A 26,567-nucleotide genomic window follows, 5' to 3' on the forward strand; every position below is an offset into this window, starting at 1 on the left:
AGGCTTTGACCAGCGGTGTGTCGGTGCCTGAAGCAAGGCGAGGTCTCCGGTAGACGGGTTGGCGACCAAGCAAACCCCCACCACCGGAGACCTCGTGGCCGGCCTAATCAAGCAGCACCGGGCGGTGGCCACTCGCTACGACGAGCTCGCGGTCCGTTTCCTGGCCACAGTTCAGGTCGCGGCCATCACCATCTGGCTGCGCCACATGTGGAACACGCCCTAGCCGTCCACCTCGTCTCAGCCGGTGCGCCCGCGTTCGAGGCCGACCCCGCCATCGTCGTCGACGGCGGCGTACAGCAGGGAGTCGCGCCATGAGCCGCGGACGAACAGGTGGCTGCGCATCCTGCCCTCGAACCGCAGGCCGACCTTCTCCAGCACACGGGCCGAGGCGTGGTTGTCCGGGTGGCACGTCGCGCTGACGCGGCGCAGGCGCAGGTGGTCGAACCCGAACCGCAGCAGCAGCGCGCCCGTCTCGGTGGCGTACCCCCGCGACCAGAACCCGCGGTGGAACACGAAACCGAACTCGCCCTGCCGGTGTCGGGCGCTGGTGACGCCGATCGCCACCGAACCGATCAGCTCGCCCGAGTCCGCCAGCGTCGCCGCCAGCGCGAAGTGGGTCCGTCCGGGAGTGGTCACCTGGGAGGTGGCCTCCGCCAGGAACGCGCGGGTGTCGTCGAGGCTGTTGGGGCCGAAGTCGGTGTACCGGGTGACCAACGGGTCCGCGGCGAAGGAGTGCACCGCGTCGAGGTCCGTGTCGGCGAACTCGCGCAGGACCAGTCGGTCACCGACCAGCCGGATGTCGGTCGGCCGTAGTGGTGAAGTCATCGGGTCCTCCTCACCTGCGGTAGCCGGAGTGCTGCGACGTGCCCGGAACAACCGAGGAGGCGAGTGTCGCGCAACTGCGACGAGCCCCGCCACCGGTTATCCACTGTGGAGCCCCGACCTGCTTCGGGGTCTGTACCGGGGTTGTACCGGTTCCGCGAAACCTGGTCGGCGCCGCTGCCTTGACGAGGAGGTTCACGGATGGGGAAACGCTTGCTGGGGGCGAGCCTTGCGGATGTGGTGCCCGGGTCGTCGGAGGATCCACGTCCTGGCGCCTGCCGGCGGAAACGGGTTTCGGAGCGTTGAGCGTGTCGTTGTCCGATGGCGATGAGGCGCTGTCGCCCTGGCTGGCACATCAGTCCGGGGTGCGGCCGGTGGAGTCGGTGCCGGTCAAGGTGTTGCGGTCGGCGGACTCGCCGCGCACGGCGGGAGAGGACGCGAACCACGTGTACGCGTTGGCGGAGGTCGACGCGCCGTTGCCGCCGATCATCGTCTACCGGCCCACCATGCGCGTCGTCGACGGGATGCACCGCCTCCGCGCGGCCCTGCTGCGGGCTCGCGAAGAGATCGAGGTGCAGTTCTTCGACGGCACCGAGGACGACGCGTTCGTGCTGGCGGTCGAGGCGAACACCAGGAACGGCCTGCCCTTGTCGCTGGCCGACCGGAGGGTCGCCGCGGCGCGCATCATGTCCACGCACCCGCACCGGTCGGACCGGTGGACCGCACAGGTCAGCGGACTGTCGGCGAACACGGTCGGCGCGATGCGGAAGTACTCGAACCCCGGAGGCGACGGGCCGACCGCCAGGGTCGGCCGGGACGGGCGGGTGCGTCCGCTCGACAGCTCGGACGGGCGGCGGATCGCGGGTGAGCTGATGCGGGCCAATCCGGGACGGTCTTTGCGGGACATCGCGCGGGTGGCGGGCATAGCGCCGTCGACCGCGCTCGACGTGCGCAGGCGGTTGCAGTCCGGCGCCGATCCGGCGGTGACGCGGCGCAAGGCCACCGAGGCGGAAACCGGTCCGGTGTCGGCCGGAACACCGCAGCCGCAACGGGAGGTGAATCCCGAGGAGATCCTACGACGGCTGCGGAACGACCCGTCGCTGCGGTTCACCGAGGCCGGGAAGTCGTTGCTCCGGTGGCTGGGCGCGCACACCGTCGAGGACGGCTTGGCGGCACTGCCCCTCGACGCGATCCCGACGCACTGCATCGGCACGGTGGCCGACCTGGCCCAGTACAACGCCGGGTCGTGGGCGAGGTTGAGCGAGCAGCTCGCCGCACTCCGGACCGATCGGCGCACGACCGATGACGCCCCGCGGACCGGGGAGCGGGCCTGACAGCACGGGGCTCCCGCCGGACGACGACCTCGGAAGGTCGTCGTCCCGGCGGGAGCCCCGTGCGGACGGCTAGCTTGAGTTTTAGACCTCCTATCAGAATGAGTGGAGTCGCCGGTAGCAGATCAGTGCGCAGGCCAGCTTGAGGAACGCTTCGTGGATGTCGACGCGGCGTTCCCAGCGGATGCGCAGGCGCCGGAACTGGTGCAGCCAGGAGTTGCTGCGTTCGACGACCCAGCGCAGGGTTCCCAGCCCGGACCCGTGCGCGTGCGCCGCCGAGCCAGAACCGGGGTGATGCCTCGGCGCCGCAAAACGCCTGGCGGTGTTTGTCGCTGTCGTAGGCGCGGTCCCCCAGCAGTGTCCGGGCGGCGGCGCGGGCGGCCGCGCTTGCCGCGTACCTGCGGGATCGCGTCGACCAGCGGTAGTAGTCGGGTGATGTCGTGGCTGTTGCCGCCGGTGAGGATCACGGCCAACGGGATGCCTCCACCGTCGGTGATCAGATGGTGCTTGGAACCGACACGTCCGCGGTCGACCGCGCTCGGGGCCGGTGCACGGCCCCCTTCTAACGCCCTCACGTGGGAGGAGTCCACGACCGCGCGGAACCAGTCGATCCGGTCGGCCTCGCGGAGTCCGGCGAGCATCACCTCGTGCAAGCGTTGCCAGACGCCGGCCTCGCTCCAGTCCCGCAGTCGTCGCCAGCAGGTCATGCCGGACCCGAACCCCAACTCCCGGGGCAGGTGTTCCCAGCCGATGCCGGTGTGAAGCACGAACAGGATGCCTTGCAGGCACGGACAATCCGGTAATCGCTTCCGGCCGGGGTTACGGGTCCGACGCGGTGGCACCGGGATCAACGGGTCGACCAGATCCCACAACTCGTCCTCGACCAGCCACGGCTTCGACACCTCCACCCCGTCGGAGGGGTGACGTCCCCGCTCAGGGAGTTCGTCTGCCGATCACCCCATTGTGTTAGAAGGTCTAAAACTCAAGCTAGGTCACGATGCCGTGCTCCCAGGCCCAAGCCGCGATCTCGACGCGGTTGCGCAGCACCAGCTTGTCCTGGATCCGGCCCAGGTGGGTCTTGATCGTGCTCACCGCCAGGTGCAGGTCGGCGGCGACCTCGCTGTTGGTCCAGCCCCGTGCGACCCGCGTGACGACCTTGAGCTCCTGGGCGGTCAAGGTCGTCGCGGCGGTGTCGTCCCGCGCGCGGTGGGCGTTGACGTGTTCCAGCAGCCGCAGGGTGATCGACGGGGAGACGAGCGACTCGCCGTTCTTGGCCGCGCGCACCGCTTCGGTGAGCAGTCGCGCGCCGGAGTTCTTCAGCACGAACCCGCCCGCGCCCGCCCGCAGCGCGCCGTAGACGTACTCGTCCAGGTCGAAGGTCGTGACGACCACGATGTTCGTCGTCGCGGTCGACGGTTCGCGCTTGATCGTCCTGGTCGCCTGGAGCCCGTCGACCTTCGGCATCCGGATGTCCATCAGGCACACGTCGGGGCGCAGCGAGCGGACCAGCTCGACGGCCTCGGCACCGTCGCCCGCCTCGCCGACGACCGTGATGTCGTCCTGGGCGTCGAGGATCAGGCGGAACCCCGCCCTGATCATCTCCTGGTCGTCCGCGACCACCACGGTCACCGCCACGGGAACCCTTTCACCGGAGGGGGATGGAGGCGCGCAGCTGCCAGCCGCCGCCGTCGACCGGGCCGCTCACGAGCTCGCCGCCGAGAGCGGAGACGCGTTCGCGCAGCCCGATCATGCCGAACCCGCTCGACCGGAACCTCGGTCTCGCGGTCCTCGCGCCGTCGTCGACGACCCGCACGACGAGCCGGTCGCCGTCCGGTTCGACGGTCACCCGGACCGAGGTGGCCGACCTGGCGTGCTTGCGCACGTTGGTCAGTCCCTCCTGCACGAGCCGTTCGACCGACTTCGCCACCTGCGGCGACCACACCACCGAGTCCACGCCGGGCCCCAGGACCAGCTCGGCCGCCGTGCCCTCCTCGGCGAACCGGTCGACCTGGCCGCGGATGCTGTCGACGCTGCGGACCACGCAGGGCGCCTCCTGCTCGCCGTCGCGCAGCAGCCGCACCATCCGGCCCATCGCCACCAGCCCGTCCTGCCCGGTCCGCTCGATGTTGCCGAACAGCTGCCGCCCCTGCGGGTGGTCCACGACGGCCTCGCCCGCTTGTGCCTGCACGATCATCGCCGTCACGTAGTGCGCGACGTTGTCGTGCAGGTCGCGGGCCAGTTCCAGCCGTTCGGACCGGCGGACGCGCTCGGCCTCCGAGGCGTGGCGCAGGTCCTGCGACCGCAGGTGGACACCCCACCCGAGGAAGACCGCGGGGAGCAGCACGAACCACACGTCCACATCGCTGATCAACGGCAACGCCATGTCGGGCGCGAGCCGCAGCTGGAGGAGCTCGATCGCGCCCACCACCGGGACCACGCCGACCGGCAGCCACGGCCAGGAAGTCCCCCGCACGAACGCCCGCAGCACCAGCAGCAGCGCGGCCAGCTCGACCAGTCCGCACTCGCGCTGGCGCACGACGTCCTCGACGAACGCGGTCACCCCGGTCGAGACCGCGACGGCGACCAGCGCGAGCACGACCGCCCGCGCGGGCCTCGCCGTGGCGACCAGGCGGATGACCTGCCCGCACAGCACACCGACGACCACGCCCGAGGCGATCAGCGCCTGTCCCGTCGGCGTGCGCGGGGTGAAGGTGCCCAGGTCGACCAGGGCGAGGACGGCGAGCACACCGGCGGTCACCAGGACGTCCGCACCGAGCTCCCGCGACGCGCGGACAGCGAAGTTCACGACGGCCGACGCTACCCGCCCGCGGCCCGCCGACGTTCAGACTTTCGGTTGAACGTCGGGGGCCTGGATCGGTACTCGCGCACGACCCCGGCAGGCCGGGAAGCCGCCAGGATCGGAGTCCACACCAGAACCGACCGGAACGGAGACCACCGATGACCCGAAACCCGCGATCCCGCAAGCTGCTCCTGCTCCTCCCCGTGCTCGCCTTGTCCGCCACCTCGCTCACGGGCTGCGGCCTGTTCGGCAAGAGCTGGGACGTCCGGGTGGAGGTGCGCGGCGAGGGCACCGCCAAGGTGGTGGTCCAGTTCGCGGGTGAGACGGACGCCGTCCCGAAGTCGACGCCGCTGCCGTTCGAGACGGCCCGCAACGTGGGGTTCGGGTTCAACACGGTCTCCGTCAGCGACGCCGGGCCGGGCACGGTGTGCCGGATCCTGGTCGACGGGGAGCTGCGCCAGGAGTCCAAGGTGGACGACCAGGGCAAGGCCGCCTGCAACGCCAACAACCAGGACTGAGCCGATGCCGACCCCCGCTGTCGTCGCGACCGGCCTGCGCAAGGTGTACGGCCGCGGCCCGACCGAGGTGCACGCGCTGCGCGACGTTGACTTGACGATCCACAAAGGACAACTGACGGCGATCATGGGTCCGTCCGGATCCGGGAAGTCCAGCCTGATGCACTGCCTGGCGGGTCTCGACCGCCCGAGCGCGGGCACCGTCACCGTGGAGGGCACCGACCTGACCGGGCTGGACGAGAGGAGGCGCACCGACCTGAGGCGCGACCGGATCGGGTTCGTCTTCCAGCAGTACAACCTCCTGCCGGAGCTCAGCGGACGCGACAACGTCCTGCTGCCGCTGGAGATCGCGGGCCGCCGCACCGACCGGGCCTGGTTCGACCGGATCGTCGCCGCGCTCGGCATCGGGCCGCACCTCGACCGCCGTCCCACCGAGCTCTCCGGCGGTCAACAGCAGCGGATCGCCATCGCGCGGGCGCTGATCACCCGCCCCGCGGTCGTGTTCGCCGACGAGCCGACCGGCAACCTGGACTCGGCCGCGAGCCGGGACGTCCTGGAGCTGCTGCGGCGGTCGACCGGGTCGCTGGGCCGGACCGTCGTCGTGGTGACCCACGACCCGGTGGCCGCGGGCTACGCGGACCGGGTCGTGCTGCTCGCCGACGGCCGGGTCGCGGGCGAGCTGCACGGGTCCACGTCCCAGGACATCGCCGTAGAGCCAGAAAAACTCGCCGGGTGAAGGGGATGGGACTGGCGAAGAGCACCCTGCGGCAGATCCGCCGACGGCCGTCGCGACTGCTGCTCACCGGTGTCGCCCTGCTCGTGGCGACCTCCTTCCTCTCCGGATCGGTGGTCCTGCGCTCGTCGCTGCGGGCCGCCGTGATCGGCGCCGGGGCGACGACCACGGCGTCGACCGACGTCGTGGTCACCACCGAGGACCGCGACACACCGCTGACCGACGACGACCTCACGCGGATCGCCGCAGCGCCCGGTGTGAACGGCGTGTCCCCCGTGACCTACGGTCCGGTGCTCGTCGAGGGCACCGGCCGCGCCCCGAAGGCGTTGCACGGCATCGCGATGGAGGGCCCGATGAGCCCGGTGCGCCTTGTCGAGGGCACTCCCCCGCGGCGTCCCGACGAGGTCGCGCTGCCACCGGGGCTCGCCGAGCGGCTGCACGCCCGCGTCGGCACCTCCATCGTGGTGCACCCGACGTCCGCACCCGCGGTGACCGTCCGGGTCAGCGCGATCGCGGCTGTCCCCGACGGGCTGCGCTCGGCGGTGCTCACCACCCCCGCGAACGCGCGGACCTGGCTCGACACCACCGGTTGGCAGCGGGTCGACACCACCTCGGCGGACCCCGCGGCCACCGTGCGGGCGATCGAGGCCGGACTCGGCGGCCAGGACGTCCTCGTCCGCACCGGGGCGGGCATCCGCGCGGAGGACGAGGCGCGGGCGCTGGAGTCGGTGGACTCGGTGTTCCTGCTGCTGCTCGCGTTCATCGCGGTCGCGCTGATGGCCGCCGCGGTGATCGTCTCCTCGACCTTCCGCGTGCTGCTCACCCGCGACCAGAAGCGGCTCGCGCTGCTGCGCTGCGTGGGAGCGCGGCCGGGGCAGGTCGTCCGGGCAGTGGTGACCGAGGCGGCGCTGTCCGGTCTGGTGGCCGGGGTCGCGGGCGCGGCACTGGCGGTCGGAGCGGTGCGTGGTGGCCTCGCGGTCGCGACGGCGAGCGGTGTCGCGAAGGTTCCCGCGCTGTCCCTCCCGTGGGCGGGCATCCCGTTGTGCGTGGCGGTCTCGGTGCTGCTCGCGGTCGTCGCCGCCCTCCCTGCGGCTCTCGCGGCCGCTCGCGTCCCACCGGTGGCGGCGCTGAGCGGTTCCGCCGTGCGCGACACGGCGGACCGGATCGGTGTCCCCCGCGTGCTGCTGGCCGCCGGATCGGTGGCGACCGCGGCGTTCCTCGGCGTCGTCGCCCACCTCGGCACCGGCGTGCCCGACGTCGTGGTCCTGTCCGCCGTCGGGTCCGGTCTGGCCCTGTTCGGCGGCCTGCTGGCGCTCGGCCCGTTGTTGCTGCGCAAGGCCGCACCGGTGCTCACCGCGGTGGGACGCGGGCTCGGCGGCCTGCCTGGCAGGCTCGCCGCGGGCAACGTCGTGCGCGTGCCCCGGCGCAGTGCCGCGTGCGCGGCGGTGGTGGCGTTGGGCACGACCATGGTCTGCGCGGTGCTGGTGGTGCTCGCGTCGCTGGAGGACGGCAGCCACGACAAGGTGTACGGCCGCTCCCCGAGCGACGCCGTGATCGCCTGCTGGTCCTCCGACGAGCAGGCAGCGATCTCCCCGGCCGTGGTCGACGCGGTGCGGGCGGTGCCCCTGGTCGGGGCGGTCGTACCGGTGCGGCGAACCACCGCGACCGTCGGGGCCTCGTCGACCCGGACGTCCGTCGGCTCCCCGGACCTGACCGTGCACCCCCGCCTCCCCCACCCCGATGGAGGCTGGTCACCCGGCCGGATCGCGTTGTCCCACCGCCAGGCCGAAGCGCTCGCCGCGGAGGTGGGCGAGCGGATCGCGGTGACCCTGTCCGGTCGCACCGCGACCGGTGTCGTCGCGATGGTGTTCCCGGACGACGTCCCGCTCGACGACGTCGTGCTCCACCCGGCCGACATGGCAGCGCTGGCACCGGAAGCCCCGATCCGCTCGCTGCTGGTGAACGCCGCCGACGGCGTCGACCCCGCCGCGCTGCACGGCCCGCTCGACGCGGCCGTACCGCTGGATCCCTTGCTGCGACTCGACTTCCCGGCCGACGAACGGGCCGCCGACCAGGAGACCGTCGACGCGCTCCGCCTCGTCGCACTGGCCCTCGTCGGGCTCACCGTGCTGGTGTCGGTGGTCGGCGTCGCGGTGGCGCTGGGCCTTTCGGTGCTGGAACGCACCCGCGAGGCCGGGGTACTGCGCGCCCTGGGCCTGCGCGGCTCCGGGCTGCGCTCCGTGATCGCCTGGGAGGCCGGTCTCCTCGCGCTCTGCGCGATCGTTCCCGGCCTCCTGCTGGGTACCGGTTACGGCGCCCTGACCACCAGAGCGCTCCCGGACTTCGACGCGGTGACCGTGCCCTTCGGGCAACTCGCCGTCACCGCCGCGTGCTCCCTGCTGCTCACCCTCCTCGCCGCCGTCATCCCCGCACGACGGGCGGCACGCACCTCACCGATGAGCGCGCTCCGGAACACGTGACGGCGGCGAGTGCTCACCACGCGTCCTCGGACCTGAGCTCGTACGGCGGTTCCTCCGGGTCCGGGCCGCGACGGGCGGGTGGTGCGGCGGGCAGTGGTGGGGGTTCGGGGAGCCAGGCGGGGAGCTCGTCGATGACGCCCGCGTCGACCAGTCCGGCGTAGAGGTTGCGAACCTCGGCCCGTGCGCCGGCCGAGGCCTTCAGGACGGCGTAGGAGATCTGCCTCGCCAGCGCCTCGTCGTGGCGGGACGGACCCAGGTCGAGGCGGGTGAGCATGCCGGTGGCGTCCACGGCCACCTCGACCCGGCCGTCGGGGGAACGTGCGGCGCCGGTCACCTCGCGAGTCCGGGCCAGCGCGTCGTCGAGGGCCTTCGCCGGGTTGCGGCGCATGGACCTCAGGAGGCGTTCGCGGAACTCGTCGTCCAGGCCCCTCATGTGCCGAGGCGGTTGGTGATGGCCGAAGCGCGGTCGGCCTGCCCGCCCTCTTCCGCCTTGCGCTCCAGCCACCCGTCCACGCCCGGTGTGCGGTGCTCGGGAACCAGCTCGGCGCCGGGGTCGCGGTCGAACGAGCCCACGTCGACCGGGAGCGCGGGCGGCGACGGGCGTTCGAGGTTCAGCTTGGCGAGCTTGTCCTCGACCTCGGTCCGCAGCGCGGACTTGACGCGGTCCTCCAGCTCGTCGCAGGCGTTGAGGAACTTGTGGCCGATCTGGCCGAACGTCTCGCCGTCCAGCGACTCCTTCAACGCCTCCGTGCCCGCCGCCACGACCACGTTGTACACGGCTCCCGCGAACGTCATCGCGATCGCGAGCCCACCGCCGGTCGTGGACAGCGCCGCGGTCGCGATGACGCCCAGCGCGGTGATGACGACCTTCCAACCCGACGCGGAGTCCTCCTCCAGCTTCTGCGCCAGCGCGTCGAGGAACTGGTTCGCGAGCTTCACCCAGTCCTCGCGGGCGGACTTGATGATCGCCCCGTACGCGAGCACGGCCGCGGCCAGGCGCGTCGTGACGTCGCGCTCGTCGTTGACGTAGTCCATCAGCCGCGCGCCGTACATGGCGCACGCCTCCTGCGCCCTGCCCTCCCAGTTGCGGAAGATGTTGCCGCACGCGGTCTGGAACGCCTCCACGCCGTCGTCGATGTCGCGGGTGTTGCGCACCAGCGCTTCGTAGACGGCCGCGACGTCGTCCAACGACTGCCCGGACAGCATCCGCGGGACCCGCATGAAGTCGTCGGCCGAACGGCCCGACAGCGGCAGGTCCTCCCCCGTCTGCGGCAGCCCGAAACCGACCTGCTTCCCGGTCATGAACGCGGCCCAGTTCAGGTACTCGACGATGAAGGGCATCATCCCGCGCATGCCCTGCGTGAACACGGGATCCAGCTCGTCGGTCACAGCGACCCCCTGAACCCGTCGGCCGCGCCCTCGTCCACCGCCCGGTACGTCCGCACGACATCCTCCAACGCCTCGCGGAACGCCTCCAGCGACCCGACGACCGCTCTCTGCCCCTCCACCGCCGCCGTGCTGGTCGACTCGTAGAGCGACATGGCCTGCACAGTGCTGAAGAACGCTCCCCCGCCGAACATCGCCGCCGCACGACCCTCGGTGATCGTCTCCAGGTCCGACACGACCTTGGTGAAGTGCTCGACCATCGGCACCACGTCGCGCACGATCCCGTTCTCGACGTCCTGGAGATCAGTCTCGAAATCCGCCATCTGAGGCCCCCCTCATCGGATACCAGCAGCGTAACCACGCCACCCGCGCCCGACCGGCGTTTCGCACCGGTCCACCCGCACGGCGGAAAGCCCGCTCACCCGGATGCCCCCGAGAGCGGGACGTCCGACAACCTGCCAGACCGGCCTGTCATCAAGGCCGCGCCGTGGTCAGTATCAGAAAAACGCCCTAGTCATATGGGGAACACCGGTTGTGATGATCGTAGGTTTCCTGAGCTGCTTACGTGCGGCAGAGGAGGTACTCAGGACATCAAGAACAAGGCGGCCTCCGAATGGTCACGACAGTGACCTGTCAATTATATTCACCCACCAGTTCCACACTGGTGCCGTCACTCGAATCCACCCGACCGACCACCCAGGCCGACAAACCGTGCTCGACCAGGACGTCCACCGCGGCGTCCGCACTGTCCGGCGCCACCACCGCCATCATTCCGACACCCATGTTGAAAGCCTTCTCCAACTCCTCCACAGCCACTCCGCCAACTTCGCCCACCACTCCGAAAATCGGGTGCGGCGACCAGGTCGACCGATCTACCGTCGCCATGAGGCCTTCCGGCACCACACGGCCGAGGTTGCCGCCGATGCCTCCACCGGTGATGTGGGAGAAGGCGTGGACCTCGGCTCGGGCAACAAGATCGAGGCATGCCTTGCTGTAGATGGTCGTGGGCTCGAGCAGTTCTTCACCCACCGTCCGACCGAACTCGTCCACATGCCGCGACAGATCCCAACCAGCGTTGTCCAGCAACACCTTCCGCACCAACGAGTAACCGTTGGAATGCAGCCCCGACGAACCCATCGCGATGATCACGTCGTCGAGCCGGACCTTGTCCGCGCCGAGCACCGCATCCGCCTCGACGATCCCGGTGGCGGCACCGGCGACGTCGTACTCGTCCGGCGCCATCACACCTGGATGCTCTGCCGTCTCTCCGCCGATGAGGCTGCACCCGGCTTGCCGACAGCCGTCGGCGATACCCGAGACGATCGCCGCGATCCGGTCCGGGACCAGTTTCCCGCACGCGATGTAGTCGGTGAGGAAGAGCGGCTCAGCACCGCAGACCACCAGGTCGTCGGCTACCATCGCGACCAGGTCGAGCCCGATGGTGTCGTGCTTGCCCAGTGCGCGAGCGATGGCCAGCTTGGTGCCCACACCGTCGGTCGAGGTCGCCAGCAGCGGTCGACGCATCCCTTTCAGGCGCGAGACGTCGAAGAGACCCGCGAAACCGCCGATCGCGGAGACAACCTCAGGCCGGTCGGTCGACGACACGGCCGCCCTCATGAGGGCGACTGCCCGATCACCGGCTTCGATGTCGACACCGGAGCCCTTGTAGGTCATTCCACTTTCGACACTCACCGAGACGCCCTTTTCTGTCACAGTTGGAATGCGCATGCCGAAACCGCGCCCACCGACGCATCCTCGACATCGCCTCACATTTCACAGCCATGCGTGATCGGCCATCAAGCACGGAACAGTCGGGCGGTACCATCTCACACGCTTGGCTCACCCGATCGAAAGGGGCATCGCCAACACAGTCCCATCCAGCCGGAAAATCACTCGTTCGTCGGCGTGGCGATCGCCCGACCAGAGGTAGCACTCTCCCGGATATTGCAGAGAAGCCGGCCACGTCATCGGTACCCTTGGTCTACATAGGGGGCGTACGCACCGAAGCCCGTCAATCGGCGGATCAGTGACGCATGCCCCGCGACGGCGAATAGCCACCGGGTGTGAACACGATTGACTGATCCGTCGAACGACCTGACGAACTCGATCAAGAACGCCCTCAAGGGCATCGTGACGGGCAACGTCACCCAGATCGGCACGCTGCACGCCGGAGGAACGGCGACGGTGTTCGCGTGGCCGACACCACGCCAGCTACCACGAAGCGTGGACCACTTCGTCGACCGGAACGAGGAGCAGGCATGCCTGGACTCGCTCGCGGTCCTGGGACGGCTTGGCTCGTCGGTAGCCGTAGCGACGATCGTGGGCACCGCCGGGGTCGGTAAGACCGCGCTCGCGCTTCACTGGGCCCACAGTGTCGCGGCCGGATTCCCGGATGGGAGCCTCTACCTCAACCTGCGCGGCTTCGACCCCAGCAACGCACCGCTGGAGCCGGGTGAGGCCTTGAACCAGTTCATCAGAGCGATCGGCCTCCCTGGCCGTCACCCGATACCGCCGTCCCTGGAAGAGCGTGCCGCGCTGTTCCGGACACTGACCCAGGGCAGGCGGATGCTCGTCGTGCTCGACAACGCCCTCGACTCCGAGCAGGTGAGACCACTCATCCCGAGCAGTCCTGGCTGCTTCACCCTGGTCACCAGCAGGCACCGCCTCGGCGGTCTGGTGATCCGCGACGGTGCGAGCAGAGTGACCATCTCCCCGCTGTCGCGGTCGGACTCGGTGTCGTTGTTGACGAAACTGCTCCCGTCCCAGGTGGTCGCGGATGGCAGACCCGATGACCTGCCCACGTTGGCGGACCGGTGCGCACGGCTGCCGCTGGCGTTGCGGGTGGCCGCTGAGGTGGTGAGCCGGACGGAGTTCGTTCCCCTGAACGAGATCATCTCCCAGCTCGGCACCGAGTCGCAGTCGTTGGACACGCTCACCGTGCGCGATGACGAGGCCGCAGCCGTCGAATCGGTCTTCTCGTGGTCGTACCGGGCACTCTCCCACCGGGCGGCAAGGACATTCCGACTGATCGGGCTGCACACAGGAGCTTCGATCACCGTACCCACCATCGCCGCGCTGCTGGGTGAAAGCGAGCGGGAGGCCCGCCAGGGAACGCAGGAGTTGGTGGACGCGCACCTGATCAAGGAAACAAGCCGGGACCGGTTCAGGCTGCACGATCTGTTGCGCGCGTACGCGATCCGGCGCGTCCACGAAGAGGAGTCGGCGGAGTTCCAACGGGCTGCCCGCGAGCGCGTCCTCTTCTGGTACCTCCACACTGCCGATCGCGCCAACCGCGTGCTGGCGCCGCATCGGCGGCACGTAGCCCTGCCCACACCACCACCCGGGGTCACGCCGCTGCACTTCACCAGCTACGAGTCGGCGATCGACTGGTGCGAGTCGGAACGGCTCAACCTCGTGTCGGCGATCCGGTCGGCAGAGGAGACGGGGTTCCCGGAGATCGGCTGGAAGCTGCCGGCAGTGCTCTTCAGCTTCTTCTACGTGCGCAACTACTCCGACGACTGGGTCGCGTCGTACACCATCGGTTCACGCGTCGCTGCCCGGCTGTCGGACAGGGAGGCGGAGAGCGTGATGTCACACCGACTCGGCGTGGCGCACAAGGAAGCCGGGCACTTCCAGGAAGCTCTCGCGCATTTCGAGCGCGCGCTCCGGCTTCGCGAGGAGATCGGTGACCGCGTTGGCGCCGCCACGGCGCTCAGCAACATCGGTTTGTGCGTCACCGGACTCGGCGAACCAGCCAGGGCGATCGACATCTTCCGCGAATCGCTGCGCATCTCCGAGGAGGTCGGCGACACGTGGACCAGGGCGTGGACGCTGCACAACCTCGGTGAAGCCCAGGTCGCCGCAGGTCGGCTCCCGGACGCGCTGGCTTCCGGACGGGAATCCCTACGATTGGCCGACACGTTGGACGACCAGATAGTCCAGGAGCTCGCGCTGCACCAACTCGGTGCGGCGTACCACCAGTCGGGTGACTACGCCGCCGCGGCGGCGCAGCACATCAAAGCTCTTCAGATCAGCCGCAACCTAGGACACCGCGTGGTCGAGGCAGGCGTGCTGATGAACATGGGCGACACGCTGCGGTTGCAGGAGCACTACGCGGGCGCGTTAGCGGCCTACACCGAGGCATCGGTCCTCTACGAGGCCATAGGCGACCGGTCGACAACCGCGGAGATCCTGCTCAGGATCGCCCATGTGCTGACCACAGGCAGTCTCGACCACACCGGGCAAGCACCATCGCTGCGTGCACGGGCCGCAGCGATCACCGCCGAGCTGAACTCTGCCACGCCGAACCGGCGAAGCATCTCGCCAGGTGGTCAGGCGGACGGTGGTACGCCGGACTGAGCCTGCCGGTCGTGCTCGGCTACCGCCGCGGTCAGCTCACCGGGTAAGTAGCGCGCCATGTCGAACCGGGCGAAGAGCGGGGACAATCCCGCCAGCACGAGCTTCGCACCCCCGGTGAAGACGACGATGAAGTGGAAACTCGCCAGGACTCCCCGTCGACTGGTGATCTGCGGCTCCACGGTGAACGCCTCGTCACAGCCGATTCTCGCGCGCTGCCGTTCGGTCAGGAACCTCCGAGCACCGCTCATCGCCGCCGCCAGCGCAAGGTGGTCCTCGTCGCGCAACGCCGCCCGGACCGCGTCCTCGGGCTCCGCACCGAACCACGGCACCGTGTGCCCGATGTTGGTGTCCCCGGAGCGGTCCGTGGAACTGTGCGTGTCATTGGTGACCTCCCGCCGTCGCATTGCGGCGACCGCGTGGTCGTACAACTCCCGGTACTCCATGCCGACCTCGGCGTAGGCGACCGCGTCGAGCGTGACCTCCAAGGCGACGGTGATGTGGTCCTGGACCTCGGCGACGTCACCGCCGTACAAGGTGGCCTGGAAGTCACCGAGCATCGCTGTGCGGCGATCGACTGGTGAGCAGTAGACGAACAGGAGACTGTCGCGGGTGGCGAACTTGTCGGGTCGTGGCCACTTGGCGTGGTCGCGCAGTGAGGTGAAGTTCGCACGGCGGTAGTCCGGGGGTGCGCCGACCAGCACACTCATACCGGCCGGTGGCGGCGCGTACCAACCGTGCGGTGTGACCGTGGGTGTCTTCGCGATCTCGGCTTGCCAGTTGTCGTGGAGATCGCGTTCGCTCAAGCCCGTGATGTCCCGCGAAAACACCGTTCCCAGCGCCGTGACCGCGCACGACCTCGCCGCCGTGATGGCCGTGACCTGGTCCTCACCGTCGCCGCGCATCAGCTACGACGAGTACTTCCAGGCAAGGCCGAGTTCGCGGTACTCGGCAACAGGGAGGAGCGGTGCGGAATCATCCATCCAGTCCGTGTACAACCGACCTTGCAGATGATCCACCTCGTGCGCGACGAGCCGGGCTGTACCGTGATCGAACCACGTCGTGATGGTGGCACCGTCCAGCGTCAGGTATTCGACCTCGATGCACAACGGCCTGCGAACGCGGCCTCGGACGTCGAAAAAGCTCCAACAGCCTTCGTACTGTTCGTCGGTCTCAGCGGACTGGCCGACGATCCTGGGGTTGAGCAGTTCGACCACGTCACCGTCCACGGTCCTCACCACAGCCGCCGCACGACCGATCCCGCGTTGGGGCGCAGCGACCCCCATTCCCTTGGCGAAGCGGTGGATCCCGGTCGCCATGGTCATCGCCACATGGAGTTTGGCCACTACCTGCCGTGCTTCAGCCGCCTCCTCGGGGAGGTCGAACGGCCTGGCGACCTGCCGCAGAACGGGATTGTCCGCTTGGACGATTCCGATCTGGGCCATCTTCTCGCTCAGCGGGGTGTCGGCGTGCTCGGTCTTCTCGCGATGTACGGACTTCATGCGGTGAGACCTCCTGGGCCAGTCGGTCCCGAACAACCTGGGGCTCGAAGCACAACCCGAGTATTCCAGCGCCTGCCGCGTTGGCCAGACCACCACGGAGAGTCCACCCCATGGCGTACACCCTTGGGTGTCAAAGATCAGCAAACATCACCCGGTTGTGCATCGCATCGAACGCAGACCACTCAATCGGCGCATAGGACTGGCATCCGAGGCTCGTCACGCACAGCGTCCCGACCGCGGTGGCTACGGACAGGCAGTCCTCCAGTGGCCTGCCTTGAGCATAAAGGCCGCAGAACGCACCGGCGAAACCGTCTCCGGCACCAGTGGAATCCACGACCTGCACCGATGGTGGAGTGGCGGACATCGTCCGTCCTGCGCCGGCGCAGTACACCGGTCGGGGTCCGTCGGTGATGACGACCAACCGCGGCCCCAGATCCATCAACGCCGCGGCGGCGTCGGCCTTCGTGTCGAAACCCGCGACCCGGATGGCGTCCATCTTGGTGAAGACGAGATCGCCGCAGCTCATCATCTCGGCGAACTGCCGCGTACCCCAGGCGCTTTCGACGAAATACGGTTCCAGGTCGTAGGCGACCAACGCCCCGTGGCTCTGGGCCACCACGCCGATCTCCGTGCACCAAGCGGCGTCGATCGACACCGGGTAGACCACGTCCCAGCCCTCGGACAGGTGGGGAACGCAGTTCTCCGAGGCCGGCAGTGGCAGATCGCTCTCCAGGATGACGAGTACCTTCTCCCCCTGGTCGCTCAACAGGGTCAACGACGACCAGCTGCTCCTGTTCCCGAGGGTGACCGATCCCTGCAGGTCCACCCCCAGGCGTGTGAGGCCGTCCTGGATCCGCGCAGACTGCTCGTCGTCGCCGAAGACCGTCATGAACCGCGTCCTGGCGCCGAACTGTCGTGCTGCGACCGAGAAGTTCGCGCACATGCCCCCGACGAACCAGCCGAGGTCCTTGCCGTTGACCTTCTCCTCGGGTCTGGGAAGTGACCCGACCCGGAGGAAGCGGTCGGCCGAGACCACCCCGATGGACAGCAGTGCGGGCGGAGGCGACACGTGCTCGACATCCGACCCGACCATCCCGGGAGCCTCCTACCTCGAGCGCCGCAACAGAGCATCCTCGCACGGTGGACTGAGCGCCGGTATCCGCCATGGAGTCGACGGTCACCGGTTGATTCGGCTGCACGCCGATCACTGCCGGCCGACGGCGGAACCCACAGCTGCCCTGCACCACGGAGACATTCAGCGGTCGAGGCGCAGCCGTAGTCCACCCGCAGGCGAATCCCGCTGCGCAACAGAAGCGGCGGAATCGACTATTCCACGTCTCGACTGTCCATTGTCGACAGTGGCCCGCGAAGCGACGGCGTTCGCGACCCGCCCCACCCGGCGAACAGCGAATCGGCAAGAACAGCGAGGCAACCTTCCAGACGGCCCAGGCGTGGCAAGGGGGCCGGGGTGATGCGCAACAAGGCGGTGGGCCCGGTGCGTTGGTGTGGAAGGACTTCCTGCTTGTCACTCACCTCGATCCCGCGACCGGTCACCAGCGAGGCGGTCCCCGAGGGCGCGCCACCCCGTACGGCGGGTGAGCACGGCCGCGGGCGGTGGGTGTTCGTGCTGGTCGTGGTCGTGTTGCTGGGCAGCATGGCGGCCGCGATGGTCACGGCCGCTGTGGAGCAGTCGCCGACCATCGACGAACCCGTGTACGTGGGAACCGCGGTGGTCTACCTGGAGCAGCACAGCCTGCGGTACAACCCCGAGCACCCTCCCCTGGGCAAGCTGGTCATCGCCGCCGGGCTGGCGTTCGCCGACGTGCGGTTCGACGCCGCCTTCGTCGGCGACCAGACGCAGTTGGGCAGGCACGTCCTCTACGAGTCGGGCAACGATCCGCAGCGACTGCTGCTGTTCGCACGCCTGCCGATGATCGTGCTCACGCTGCTGTTCGGGCTGGTCGTCCTCGCGTTCGCCCGCGACCTGTTCGGTCCCACCGGCGGGCTGGTCGCGCTAGCCCTGTACGCGTTCTCGCCCGACGTCATCGCGCACGGGTCGCTGGCGACGTTCGACGTGCCCACGGCGGGGTTCCTGCTGACGTCGGTCTGGTCGTTGTGGCGGGCTCGCGGCCGACCGGTCCCGTACCTCGTGTTGGCGGGCCTCGCGCTCGGGGCGGCGCTGGCCACGAAGATGAGCGCCCTGGCCGCGGTTCCGGTACTGCTCGCCCTGGTCGTGTTGTCCGTGCGGCACACCGGCGATCCCGACTCGACCAGGTCCCGCGGGCTCCTCCGGCTCGGCGGTGCGGTCGTCGCGGTGGTGCTGGTCGCGGTCGCCGTGGTGTGGATCTCCTACCTGGTGGTGGATCCGCGGCTGCGGTGGGAGGCGCCGGGCGATCTGCCCGCCGCCCAGGGCCTGCGGGCGGTGGTGACCTGGCTGCCGTTCCCCCAGCCGTACCGGGACGGGATGCTCGTCCAGTTCGGCTTCGAGGACCGGGTGTGGGGCGGTTTCCTGTTCGGCAGGCACTACCTCGGATCACTCTGGTACTACCTGCCCGCCGCCCTGCTGGTGAAGACGCCGCTGGGCGCCATGGCGCTGTGGACGGCAGGTGCCGTCGCGCTGGTCGCGGTCCGCCGCCTGCGCCCGGTGGCGCCCTACCTGCTGGCCCCCACGGCGGTGCTGCTGGTCGCGGCCATGTCCGGCAACCGCGACCTCGGCGCCCGGTACGCGATCTTCGTGCCGGTCTTCCTGGCGGTCGCGGCGGCGGGTGTGGCGGCGGGTGTGGTCGGCACGCGGCGGCGGTGGGCGCGGGTCGTGGTGGCGGCACTGGTCGTCTTCACCGCGGTCAGCTCGCTGCGGACGTTCCCGTACTACCTGCCGTACTCCAACGAGGCGTTCGGCGGCCCCGCGCGGACGCACCTGCGCCTGCACGACTCGAACGTCGACTGGGGCCAGGACCTGGGCAGGCTCGCCGACCGCCTGGCGCGGCGCTACCCCGGCGAACGGGTCTGGCTGGTCTACAAGGGCAGCGGCGTGCCCTCCCACTACGGCATCACCGCCTCCGACCCGCTCACAGCACCTCCCGACCGGGTGCACGGGCTGCTCGTCGTGTCGGACTCCTCGATCGCGAAGGCCGACGACCGCCTGGCCGCGCTGATCCGCGGCAGCACAGCGATCGACGCGGTCGGCCACTCCATCACGATCTTCCGCAGGCCGTAGCCCACGACGCGGCCGGCCCGTCCACCTGTCGAGGGCCGGTGCGTCGTGACGGCTCGCGCTCCCCGGTTCAGTACCGGTCGTCGCCGGTGGAGAACCGGCGCGCTTCACGCCTGCCCGCGTACCGCTGCCTGCGGTTGGCCTCCTTGACCATGCCCTGCCGCTCCTTCACGCAGACGCGCGAGGAGCAGCCCGAACAGCACGTACCGCCGAACAGCACGGTGTACGGGTGCTCCCAACGGCACCGGGTGTCCGGAAGCTCCTTGGTCTGCCGCGGCGGCAGGTCGCAGTCGCCGAAGCGGTGGTCGTGGACCGGCCTGGGGTCGTGCTCCGCGGAGCGCACCCAGAGCGGTTTCGTCTTGTCCGTGCGGGACATCTCGTTCCTCTCGGAACCCGCCGCCCGCACCCCGGACCGTCCGGACGGGCGGCTAGATCCTCCGTCGCACGACCTCACCCCTTCCCTTGTTCCGAACCGATCGATCCGCGGATGCGGAAAGCCCTCAAGCGTAACGCGAACTCGTTCGGGAGTCGATCCCCCGCCAAGGCCGTCACCCTGCGAATCAATCGAAAGTTTCGTTCTCCAGTTCCCTACTCACCCACACCTATCACGATCCGGCACAACGGGCGACACACCCAAGTCGAGACGCCGTGTCGAATGCCATTCGACAACGTCGCAGGTAGGGACACCTCAGGGAGCCACGAACCTCGCAAGCCCTTGCCGTTGACGACGGCAGCACAACTGGTTACATTGGCTCGAAACTTCAGGTGAAAATGCTAAAAGTTTGAGCGCCGACAATGACGTCGCGGAGGTGGGAAACCCCAGGTTGAGCATTTCCGCGCACGCACGGGCCACCACGCCCTGAAGGTTCGACCGCGATCCGACAACGCCGCGAACACGGCGACGTCCACCACCACGTCCACTGCCCCGTTCGAGACGAGCACTTCGCGCGGGCCGAATTGTTAACGCTAACACCGGAGTGGTGGCGGCACGACCAGAGCACCCTGCCTATCCCTGTCCCGCACCTCGGGCCCCACACGGCCCCCACGCCGAAGGAGAACCACCATGAACTCGATGGGCCAAGCCCCGTCGACAGCGCCACCCCGCCGTTCGGGTCGCCCGCGGCGGACCCGTTGGGGACGCGTGCTGATCACCCTGCTCGCGACCGCCCTCATGGCCGGGGCGGCGGTCGCGGTCGACACCGGTGTGGCGTCGGCGGCGACCGTCGACACGAGTGCGTGGTACGTGCTGGTGAACCGCAACAGCGGCAAGGCGATGGACGTCTCCGGCACCTCCACCGCCGACGGCGCGGTGGTGCAGCAGTGGTCCCGCCACGACCTCGGGAACCAGCAGTGGCAGTTCGTGGACTCCGGGAGCGGCTACTACAAGCTGAAGTCGAAGAACTCCGGCAAGGTCCTCGACATCGACAGCAAGTCGACCGCCGACGGCGCGAAGGTCCAGCAGTGGGCGGACCTCAACGGGACCAACCAGCAGTTCAGCCTCACCGACACCGACAGCGGCTACGTCAAGCTGATCAACCGCAACAGCGGCAAGGCGGTGGAGGTGACCGGCGCGTCGACCGCGGACGGCGCGGCCGTCGTCCAGAACGCCGACACGAACGGGACCAGCCAGCAGTGGCAGCTCGTCAAGCTGGACGCCCCGAGCGGCTCGTGCTCCCTCCCGTCCAGCTACCGCTGGTCGTCGACGGGGTCGCTGGCCAGCCCGAAGAACGGCTGGCTCTCGCTCAAGGACTTCACCAGCGTCGTCTACAACGGCAAGCACCTCGTCTACGGGTCGAACGTCAACTCGTCGGCGTCCTACGGCTCGATGAACTTCGGCACGTTCACCAACTGGTCGGACATGGCCTCGGCGAGCCAGAACGGGATGAACTCCGGCACCGTCGCGCCCACGCTGTTCTACTTCGCGCCGAAGAACGTCTGGGTGCTCGCCTACCAGTGGGGCGGGACCGCGTTCAGCTACCGGACGTCGAGCGACCCGACCAACGCGAACGGGTGGTCGGCGCAGCAGACCCTCTTCACCGGCAGCATCCCCAACTCCAGCACCGGCCCCATCGACCAGACCCTGATCGCCGACGGCTCGAACATGTACCTGTTCTTCGCCGGTGACAACGGCAAGATCTACCGCGCGAGCATGCCCATCGGGAACTTCCCCGGCAGCTTCGGCTCGTCGTACACGCAGATCATGAGCGACACGCAGGCCAACCTGTTCGAGGCGGTCGAGGTCTACAAGGTCAAGGACCAGAACCAGTACCTCATGATCGTCGAGGCGATGGGCTCCAACGGGCGCTACTTCCGCTCGTTCACGTCCAGCAGCCTCGGCGGGTCGTGGACGCCGCAGGCCGCCAGCGAGGGCAACCCCTTCGCGGGCAAGGCGAACAGCGGGGCCACCTGGACCAACGACATCAGCCACGGTGACCTGGTGCGCACCAACCCCGACCAGACCAAGACCATCGACCCCTGCAACCTCCAGTTCCTCTACCAGGGCAAGGACCCGAGCGCGGGCGGCGACTACAACCGCCTGCCCTGGCGGCCCGGTGTGCTGACGCTGCAACGCTGATCGTCCGGCACAGCCCCGATCCGACCGCGTCGGGTCCTCCATCCACACCGGGTGGGGGACCCGACGCGGTCTTCGGCCGGTGCGCGGGAACGCCGATGGCACAGGCGGTTCAGAGGAAGCGGACGCCGGTCAGCTGTTCGGCCGCCGCCCAGAGCTCCTTGCCGACCGCCGGGTCGGCGGCCTCCCGGCTCAGCTTGGCGTTGGTGACCCGACCTCGCGTCTCCCCCAGTCCCGCCGGGCCGAAGAAGTCGCCGCCCCGCACCGCGGGATCGGTCGCGGCGCGCAGCTGCGGCAGCGCGCCCTGCTCCACCGGCTGGGTGACCAGCAGACCGGCCATCGCGAGCACCTTCCCGACCCGGCCGCGGTGCTCCCAGGCCTTCGGCGTCAGGTTGGTGCGGGTGAGACCGGGATGGGCCAGCGCGCTCACGATCGACGACCCGACGGCACGCAGTCTGCGGTCCAGCTCCAGGCCGAAGACGGTGGTGGCGAGCTTGGACCGGCCGTAGGCGGTGGTCCCCCGGTAGCCGCGCACGAACTGCAGGTCGTCGAAGTCCAGGTGCGCGTTCTTGTGGGTGATCGAGCTGAGGCTGACCACCCTGGCCGCCCGAGCCGCGCCCAGGCCGTCCAGCAGCAGGCCGGTCAGCGCGAAGTGCCCCAACGCGTTGGTGCCCAACTGCAGCTCGAAGCCGTCGGCGGTCGTGCGGCGCGGTCCGAGCAGCTCGATCCCGGCGTTGTTGACCAGCAGGTCGACCACCGGGTGGTCCACCGCCATTCTCGCCGCGAACTCGCGCACGGAGTCGAGCGAGGCCAGGTCGAGCTCGCGCACCTCCACGTCGCCCCCGATCCGGCGGGCGGCGTCGTCACCGGCGGCGGTGTTGCGCACGGCCAGCACGACACGGGCACCGCGGCGGGCCAGCTCGGTGGCCGTCGCCAGGCCGAGACCCGAGTTCGCGCCGGTCACGACGGCGACCCGGCCGCGCTGGTCGGGGATGCGGTCCGCGGTCCATCCGGTCATCTTCTTCTCCTCGTGTCGTCGTTGTGCGGCAACGACGACGTTAGGAGCGACCTCGCACGGCTCGATCGTCCGCGGTTGCCCAGGTCTGCGGGACCTACCTTGGTCCGCCGGGTCGCGGCACACTGGCGGTATGAACAGTTCTCGACCGCACGCGCGGGAGCTCGGAGACTTCCTGCGCGCCCGGCGCGGCCAGCTGCGTCCGCAGGACGTCGGCCTGGTACCGGGAGGCAGGCGCAAGGTCACCGGGCTGCGGCGCGAGGAACTGGCACTGCTCGCCGGGGTGAGCACCGACTACTACCAGCGGATGGAACAGGGCCGGGAGGTGCGCCCGTCCGACGACATCCTCAACGCGCTCGCCAGGGCGCTCGGTCTCGACGACAAGGAGTGCAGGCACCTGTTCGCGCTGGCCCGCGCCGCCCGGCGACCGGAGCCCACCAAGGCCGACCGCGGCAGGGAGCGGGTGCCGGACAGCACCCGGCGGCTGCTGCGGTTGATGGCCACACCGGCACTCGTGCTCGGCAGGCACCTCGACCTGCTCGACTGGAACGAGATGGCCGAGGCGCTGCTCGGATCCCCGGACGACTACCCGCCCGACCGGCTGAACATGCTCCTGCTGATGTTCGACGAGACGTTCACCGACCCGCGGACCTGCCCCGGCTGGGAGGAGCAGGCGCTGGAGTACATCGGCATGATGCGCAGCGCCGTCGCCGCCGACCCCACCCACCCCCGTGCCACCGCGATCGTGGGCGAGCTGAGCATCCGCAGTGCGGAGTTCCGCGGGCTGTGGGCCCGGCACGACGTCCGCGAGACGGTCAGCGGCACCAAGACCTTCCAGGTGCCGCAGGTCGGCGACATCGTCCTGGGGTGGGACACCTATCCCCTGCCGGGCAACCCCGGACCGGTGATGCTCGTCTTCACCGTCGAACCGGGCAGTGCCGACGCGGACCGCTTGCAGCTCCTCACCTCCTTGCACGCGACGCGCCCGACTCGCGTCGACTGACCACACCGGCCCGCCAGGGTCGAACACGAGAGGCCGGACTGCCGCCACGATCGCCGGAGTCGCGTTGATCGCGGCGGCCGTCGTCTTCCGGGCGGGCGAGGCGACAGCGGCCGCCGCGATGATGCCGGGGCACGTCATCGGGGCGGTGCTGGGGATCGCGGGCGGGAACATCGCGCTGGTGCTCGCCGGGATCGTGCTCGTGGCCACCGGCCGCCGACTGGGGCTCCGGGGTCCCGAGCCCGGTGACCGGCCGTCAGGTGATGTCGGGCGTCCCGTAGGTGTGGAACTCGGGCGGGATGCGCGCGCCCCAACCGGGTTTGGTCTCCCACCGGTCCGCGTCCCACACGAACGTCTCGTGGTCCGGGGCGAACACGAGGTACCCGCCGTTCGCGATCTCGACGCGGTTCCCGCCGGGTTCTCTGGTGTAGAGGTAGAAGCCCTGGATAGCCGTGTGCTGCGAGGGTCCGGCCTCGATGCGCACACCGGCGTCGGCGAAGATCGTGGCGGCGCGCAGCACCTCCTCGCGGCTGTCGACGCAGTAGGCGAGGTGGTGCAGCCTGCCGCTGCCGGTGGAGCGCTCCTGGGTGTAGATCAGCTCGTGCCCCTGGATGCTGCCGCTCATCCACGCGCCCGCCTCGGCGACGCCGTCCGGTCCGAGGACGACCTCGTAGGTGCGCAGCCCGAAACCGTCCTCCCAGAACTCCCGGCAGCGCCGGACGTCGCGGGCGAGCAGGTTGACGTGGTCGAGGCGGCGGACGTTGGCGCCCCGCCCCGCGTAGGCCTGCGGGGAGGTCGGCAGCGCGGGGGTGTCCGCGCCGGTCGGCACGTAGCGCTCGGTCTCGTAGTAGAGGCGGAAGGGGTGCCCGTCGGGGTCCTGGAATGAGTAGCAGGGGCCGATGGCGAACTCCTCGGTCCACGCACCGCCGTACCCGTGGGACTCGAGCCAGGCGACGCGCCGGTCCAGCGCCTCCGGGCTGCGGGTGCGCCAGGAGGCGTACTCCAGCCCGGCCTCGTGCGACGCGACGACCTTGAGGCTCCACCGCTCGTAGTCGCCGAACGTGCGCAGGTACGTCGCGTCGCCCTGCCGCGCGACGACGTCCATCCCGAGCAGGTCGACGAAGTACCCGACCGTCCGGTCCGGGTCGGGGGTGCGCAGGCAGTGGTGGCCCAGGTGGGCCAGGTCGTGGATCCTGCTCTCGGCGTCGGTCACAGTGCTCCTCCGGACGTCGCTCCGGGACCGGGCGCCAGTCCCGGCTCGCGGAAGACAGGGCGGATGACGCGCTCGGCGATGCGCCAGTCGCCGTCGCCACCGCGCGCGTACACGTCGGCGAAGTCGGCCACCTGGTAGAGGCCGACACCTCTCGGGTGCGCGGAGTTGCTCGCGAAGGTGTGCCAGCTCGAGAGCGCCGTGACGCGCCCGTCGCCCGCCGGGGTGAGCAGGAGGTTGCCCAGGCCGTGCCGGGTCGTGCGGGGGCCGGTGCGGGCCCGGAACGAGGCGATGACCGCCTCGACTCCGGTGAGCTCCCCGCCGGCGCCCACGTAGTGCACGTCCGGCGCCAGCACGTCGCGCAGGTCCTCGTAGCGGTGCCGGTCCAGCGACCAGGCGAACCGGGCGTTCAGGTCCGCGAGTGCGGCACGGGTCGCCGGGTCCACGCCGGTCACCGGAGCACCACCGGGTTGGCCAGCAGCCCGATCCCGTCGATCTCGACCTCGACCGTGCCGCCGAGACGCGTCAGGTCGACGTTCTGCACGGCGCCGCCTTCCGCCGAGGGGCGCAGCGCGGTGCCCATGGCGATCACGTCACCCGGTTCCAGCGCCAGGTAGCGGGAGGCGAACGAGATCACCTCGGCGACCCCGAAGCGGAGGTTCGCGGTGGTGTCGTCGGTGACCACCAGACCGTTGTGGCGACACCGGATCCGCAGGGTGTGCGGGTCGGGGACCTCGTCGGCGGTCACCACCCACGGCCCGATCGGACCGAAGGTGTCGGTGCCCTTGTAGCGGGCGGGGTAGCTCACCCAGCTCTCGACGTGGCGCGCCGCGGCGGGGTCGTGGGGGTCGGGGTGGACCGCGCGGTAGTGGAAGGTGTCCTCCGCGCGCATGGTGGGCGAGGTCAGGTCGTTGAGGATCGTGTAGCCGAAGACGTGCGACCACGCCTCCGGGACGCCGATGTCCGAGCCCCCGGTCCCGATGACCACGGCGAGCTCGGGCTCGGGGTGCACGCGTCCGTAGTCGTCCCGCAGCCGGATCTCCTCGCCGTGGCCGATCAGCGAGGAGCTCGGCTTGGTGAACATCGCGGGCGTCCGCGGGCCGGACAGGATCCGCTGCGGGTTGGCGCTGTTGTTCAAGGCGACGCACAGGACCTTGCCGGGGCGCCGTATCGGCGGCGCCCACCGCACCTCGGCGAGGAGCACCCGTTCACCGCGCGCCCGTGCGCGGGCCACGGTGTCCCCGTGTCCTTGGTCCGCAAGGGTTTCGGCCACGTCCTGGTAGCCGGGGACGACCGCTGCCGTGTGCTCGTCGACGGCGACGACGACAGCTGTCGCCGTCGCGCCCCGCCGCACGGTGCCCACTCTCATCGTGTTCTCCAGTCCGGGTGGTCCGACGATCTCACCACTGCCCCACCTGTCGGGACAGTCACCGACAGATGAGACGGCGTGCACGACATCATCGACGCGCAAGACCTGCCCGTCCACCTGGTGTGACGCAGAGCAAGTTGGCAGATACATGCCCTAGCGCACCTTGCGGGGCAGGGTTGCCACCCGCATCCAGGACGTTCTACTGTGAGAAACACGTCCCACTCAGTCGGACAGCAAGCACTGAACGAGACCGCCGCGTCCA

General features: G+C 69.8%; 24 protein-coding genes and 1 pseudogene. 9 read left to right on the forward strand and 16 right to left on the reverse strand.

The window, feature by feature from the left end:
• Positions 1-94 precede the first annotated feature (94 nt).
• Positions 95-223, forward strand: coding sequence for a hypothetical protein (locus tag CLV43_RS49305; protein WP_425445760.1), 129 nt, complete (start codon positions 95-97; stop codon positions 221-223).
• Between the two features lie 14 nt (positions 224-237).
• Here the strand turns inward: CLV43_RS49305 and CLV43_RS17800 are convergent, their stop codons facing one another.
• The gene (locus tag CLV43_RS17800) at positions 238-825 is read right to left on the reverse strand and encodes a GNAT family N-acetyltransferase (RefSeq protein ID WP_106188340.1); all 588 of its coding nucleotides are present in this window, start codon (positions 823-825) and stop codon (positions 238-240) included.
• A gap of 305 nt (positions 826-1,130) precedes the next feature.
• Between CLV43_RS17800 and CLV43_RS17805 the strand changes: the two genes are divergently transcribed.
• The gene (locus CLV43_RS17805; protein ID WP_245886618.1) at positions 1,131-2,156 is read left to right on the forward strand and encodes a streptomycin biosynthesis protein; all 1,026 of its coding nucleotides are present in this window, start codon (positions 1,131-1,133) and stop codon (positions 2,154-2,156) included.
• A 93-nt stretch (positions 2,157-2,249) separates the two neighbouring features.
• Here the strand turns inward: CLV43_RS17805 and CLV43_RS17810 are convergent.
• The 3 genes and pseudogenes from CLV43_RS17810 to CLV43_RS17820 form a co-directional block, all read right to left on the reverse strand.
• Positions 2,250-3,055: pseudogene (locus CLV43_RS17810) on the reverse strand (IS5 family transposase).
• A gap of 85 nt (positions 3,056-3,140) precedes the next feature.
• Positions 3,141-3,788 carry a response regulator transcription factor gene (locus CLV43_RS17815; RefSeq protein WP_106188341.1) on the reverse strand — a complete coding sequence of 216 codons (648 nt, stop codon included), beginning with the start codon at positions 3,786-3,788 and terminating at the stop codon, positions 3,141-3,143.
• A gap of 10 nt (positions 3,789-3,798) precedes the next feature.
• On the reverse strand, positions 3,799-4,959 hold the full coding sequence (locus CLV43_RS17820) for a sensor histidine kinase (RefSeq protein WP_106188342.1): 1,161 nt from the start codon (positions 4,957-4,959) through the stop codon (positions 3,799-3,801).
• 152 nt (positions 4,960-5,111) lie between these two features.
• On the opposite strand from CLV43_RS17820, the gene CLV43_RS17825 reads away from it, so the two are divergent.
• The 3 genes from CLV43_RS17825 to CLV43_RS17835 are packed head-to-tail and all read left to right on the forward strand — an operon-like array spanning position 5,112 to position 8,681.
• Positions 5,112-5,471, forward strand: a complete 360-nt coding sequence (locus CLV43_RS17825; RefSeq protein WP_106188343.1) for a hypothetical protein — start codon at positions 5,112-5,114, stop codon at positions 5,469-5,471.
• A 4-nt stretch (positions 5,472-5,475) separates the two neighbouring features.
• Entirely contained in the window at positions 5,476-6,204 is a 729-nt protein-coding gene (locus CLV43_RS17830) for an ABC transporter ATP-binding protein (protein ID WP_106188344.1), read from the forward strand.
• A 5-nt stretch (positions 6,205-6,209) separates the two neighbouring features.
• The gene (locus CLV43_RS17835; protein ID WP_146174792.1) at positions 6,210-8,681 is read left to right on the forward strand and encodes an FtsX-like permease family protein; all 2,472 of its coding nucleotides are present in this window, start codon (positions 6,210-6,212) and stop codon (positions 8,679-8,681) included.
• Between the two features lie 13 nt (positions 8,682-8,694).
• Here the strand turns inward: CLV43_RS17835 and CLV43_RS17840 are convergent, their stop codons facing one another.
• The 4 genes from CLV43_RS17840 to purM all read right to left on the reverse strand — a co-directional run bounded on the left by CLV43_RS17840 (position 8,695) and on the right by purM (position 11,759).
• Complete coding sequence (locus tag CLV43_RS17840; RefSeq protein WP_106188346.1) at positions 8,695-9,114, reverse strand: hypothetical protein; 420 nt, start codon at positions 9,112-9,114, stop codon at positions 8,695-8,697.
• On the reverse strand, positions 9,111-10,070 hold the full coding sequence (locus CLV43_RS17845; RefSeq protein ID WP_106188347.1) for a hypothetical protein: 960 nt from the start codon (positions 10,068-10,070) through the stop codon (positions 9,111-9,113). The genes CLV43_RS17840 and CLV43_RS17845 overlap by 4 nt, the downstream gene beginning before the upstream one ends.
• Entirely contained in the window at positions 10,067-10,390 is a 324-nt protein-coding gene (locus CLV43_RS17850; RefSeq protein ID WP_106188348.1) for a hypothetical protein, read from the reverse strand. The genes CLV43_RS17845 and CLV43_RS17850 overlap by 4 nt, the downstream gene beginning before the upstream one ends.
• 310 nt (positions 10,391-10,700) lie before the next feature.
• Positions 10,701-11,759, reverse strand: a complete 1,059-nt coding sequence (gene purM, locus CLV43_RS17855) for a phosphoribosylformylglycinamidine cyclo-ligase (RefSeq protein ID WP_425445762.1) — start codon at positions 11,757-11,759, stop codon at positions 10,701-10,703.
• 381 nt (positions 11,760-12,140) lie between these two features.
• Here purM and CLV43_RS17860 point away from each other — a divergent pair, with 381 nt between their 5' ends.
• Entirely contained in the window at positions 12,141-14,426 is a 2,286-nt protein-coding gene (locus tag CLV43_RS17860) for an ATP-binding protein (RefSeq protein ID WP_146174793.1), read from the forward strand.
• Here CLV43_RS17860 and CLV43_RS17865 read toward each other — a convergent pair.
• The 3 genes from CLV43_RS17865 to CLV43_RS17875 form a co-directional block, all read right to left on the reverse strand.
• Positions 14,399-15,328, reverse strand: coding sequence for a hypothetical protein (locus tag CLV43_RS17865; RefSeq protein WP_106188351.1), 930 nt, complete (start codon positions 15,326-15,328; stop codon positions 14,399-14,401). The genes CLV43_RS17860 and CLV43_RS17865 overlap by 28 nt on opposite strands.
• Before the next feature lie 3 nt (positions 15,329-15,331).
• The gene (locus tag CLV43_RS17870; RefSeq protein ID WP_106188352.1) at positions 15,332-15,925 is read right to left on the reverse strand and encodes a peptide deformylase; all 594 of its coding nucleotides are present in this window, start codon (positions 15,923-15,925) and stop codon (positions 15,332-15,334) included.
• Between the two features lie 130 nt (positions 15,926-16,055).
• Positions 16,056-17,018: a carbohydrate kinase family protein gene (locus CLV43_RS17875; RefSeq protein WP_106188353.1), complete on the reverse strand. Its 963-nt coding sequence runs from the start codon at positions 17,016-17,018 to the stop codon at positions 16,056-16,058.
• 429 nt (positions 17,019-17,447) lie between these two features.
• On the opposite strand from CLV43_RS17875, the gene CLV43_RS17880 reads away from it, so the two are divergent.
• The gene (locus tag CLV43_RS17880) at positions 17,448-19,142 is read left to right on the forward strand and encodes an ArnT family glycosyltransferase (protein ID WP_245886620.1); all 1,695 of its coding nucleotides are present in this window, start codon (positions 17,448-17,450) and stop codon (positions 19,140-19,142) included.
• 67 nt (positions 19,143-19,209) lie between these two features.
• Here CLV43_RS17880 and CLV43_RS17885 read toward each other — a convergent pair whose 3' ends face one another.
• Complete coding sequence (locus tag CLV43_RS17885) at positions 19,210-19,515, reverse strand: hypothetical protein (RefSeq protein WP_106188786.1); 306 nt, start codon at positions 19,513-19,515, stop codon at positions 19,210-19,212.
• 687 nt (positions 19,516-20,202) lie between these two features.
• Here CLV43_RS17885 and CLV43_RS17890 point away from each other — a divergent pair.
• A complete protein-coding gene (locus CLV43_RS17890; RefSeq protein WP_106188355.1) occupies positions 20,203-21,714 on the forward strand; it encodes a non-reducing end alpha-L-arabinofuranosidase family hydrolase in 1,512 nt (503 codons plus the stop codon).
• 109 nt (positions 21,715-21,823) lie between these two features.
• Here CLV43_RS17890 and CLV43_RS17895 read toward each other — a convergent pair whose 3' ends face one another.
• Positions 21,824-22,729, reverse strand: coding sequence for an oxidoreductase (locus tag CLV43_RS17895; RefSeq protein ID WP_106188356.1), 906 nt, complete (start codon positions 22,727-22,729; stop codon positions 21,824-21,826).
• Between the two features lie 130 nt (positions 22,730-22,859).
• Here CLV43_RS17895 and CLV43_RS17900 point away from each other — a divergent pair, with 130 nt between their 5' ends.
• Positions 22,860-23,729 carry a helix-turn-helix transcriptional regulator gene (locus CLV43_RS17900; protein WP_106188357.1) on the forward strand — a complete coding sequence of 290 codons (870 nt, stop codon included), beginning with the start codon at positions 22,860-22,862 and terminating at the stop codon, positions 23,727-23,729.
• 253 nt (positions 23,730-23,982) lie between these two features.
• Here CLV43_RS17900 and CLV43_RS17905 read toward each other — a convergent pair whose 3' ends face one another.
• Genes CLV43_RS17905 through CLV43_RS17915 form a run of 3 tightly spaced genes read right to left on the reverse strand, consistent with a single transcriptional unit; the run spans position 23,983 to position 26,305 of the window.
• A complete protein-coding gene (locus CLV43_RS17905; protein ID WP_106188358.1) occupies positions 23,983-24,939 on the reverse strand; it encodes a VOC family protein in 957 nt (318 codons plus the stop codon).
• A complete protein-coding gene (locus CLV43_RS17910; RefSeq protein WP_106188359.1) occupies positions 24,936-25,391 on the reverse strand; it encodes a nuclear transport factor 2 family protein in 456 nt (151 codons plus the stop codon). The genes CLV43_RS17905 and CLV43_RS17910 overlap by 4 nt, the downstream gene beginning before the upstream one ends.
• A complete protein-coding gene (locus CLV43_RS17915) occupies positions 25,388-26,305 on the reverse strand; it encodes a fumarylacetoacetate hydrolase family protein (RefSeq protein WP_106188360.1) in 918 nt (305 codons plus the stop codon). The genes CLV43_RS17910 and CLV43_RS17915 overlap by 4 nt, the downstream gene beginning before the upstream one ends.
• Between the last annotated feature and the right edge of the window lie 262 nt (positions 26,306-26,567).

The sequence above is a fragment of the Umezawaea tangerina genome (genome assembly GCF_003002815.1).
In the GTDB taxonomy this organism is placed as follows: domain Bacteria; phylum Actinomycetota; class Actinomycetes; order Mycobacteriales; family Pseudonocardiaceae; genus Umezawaea; species Umezawaea tangerina.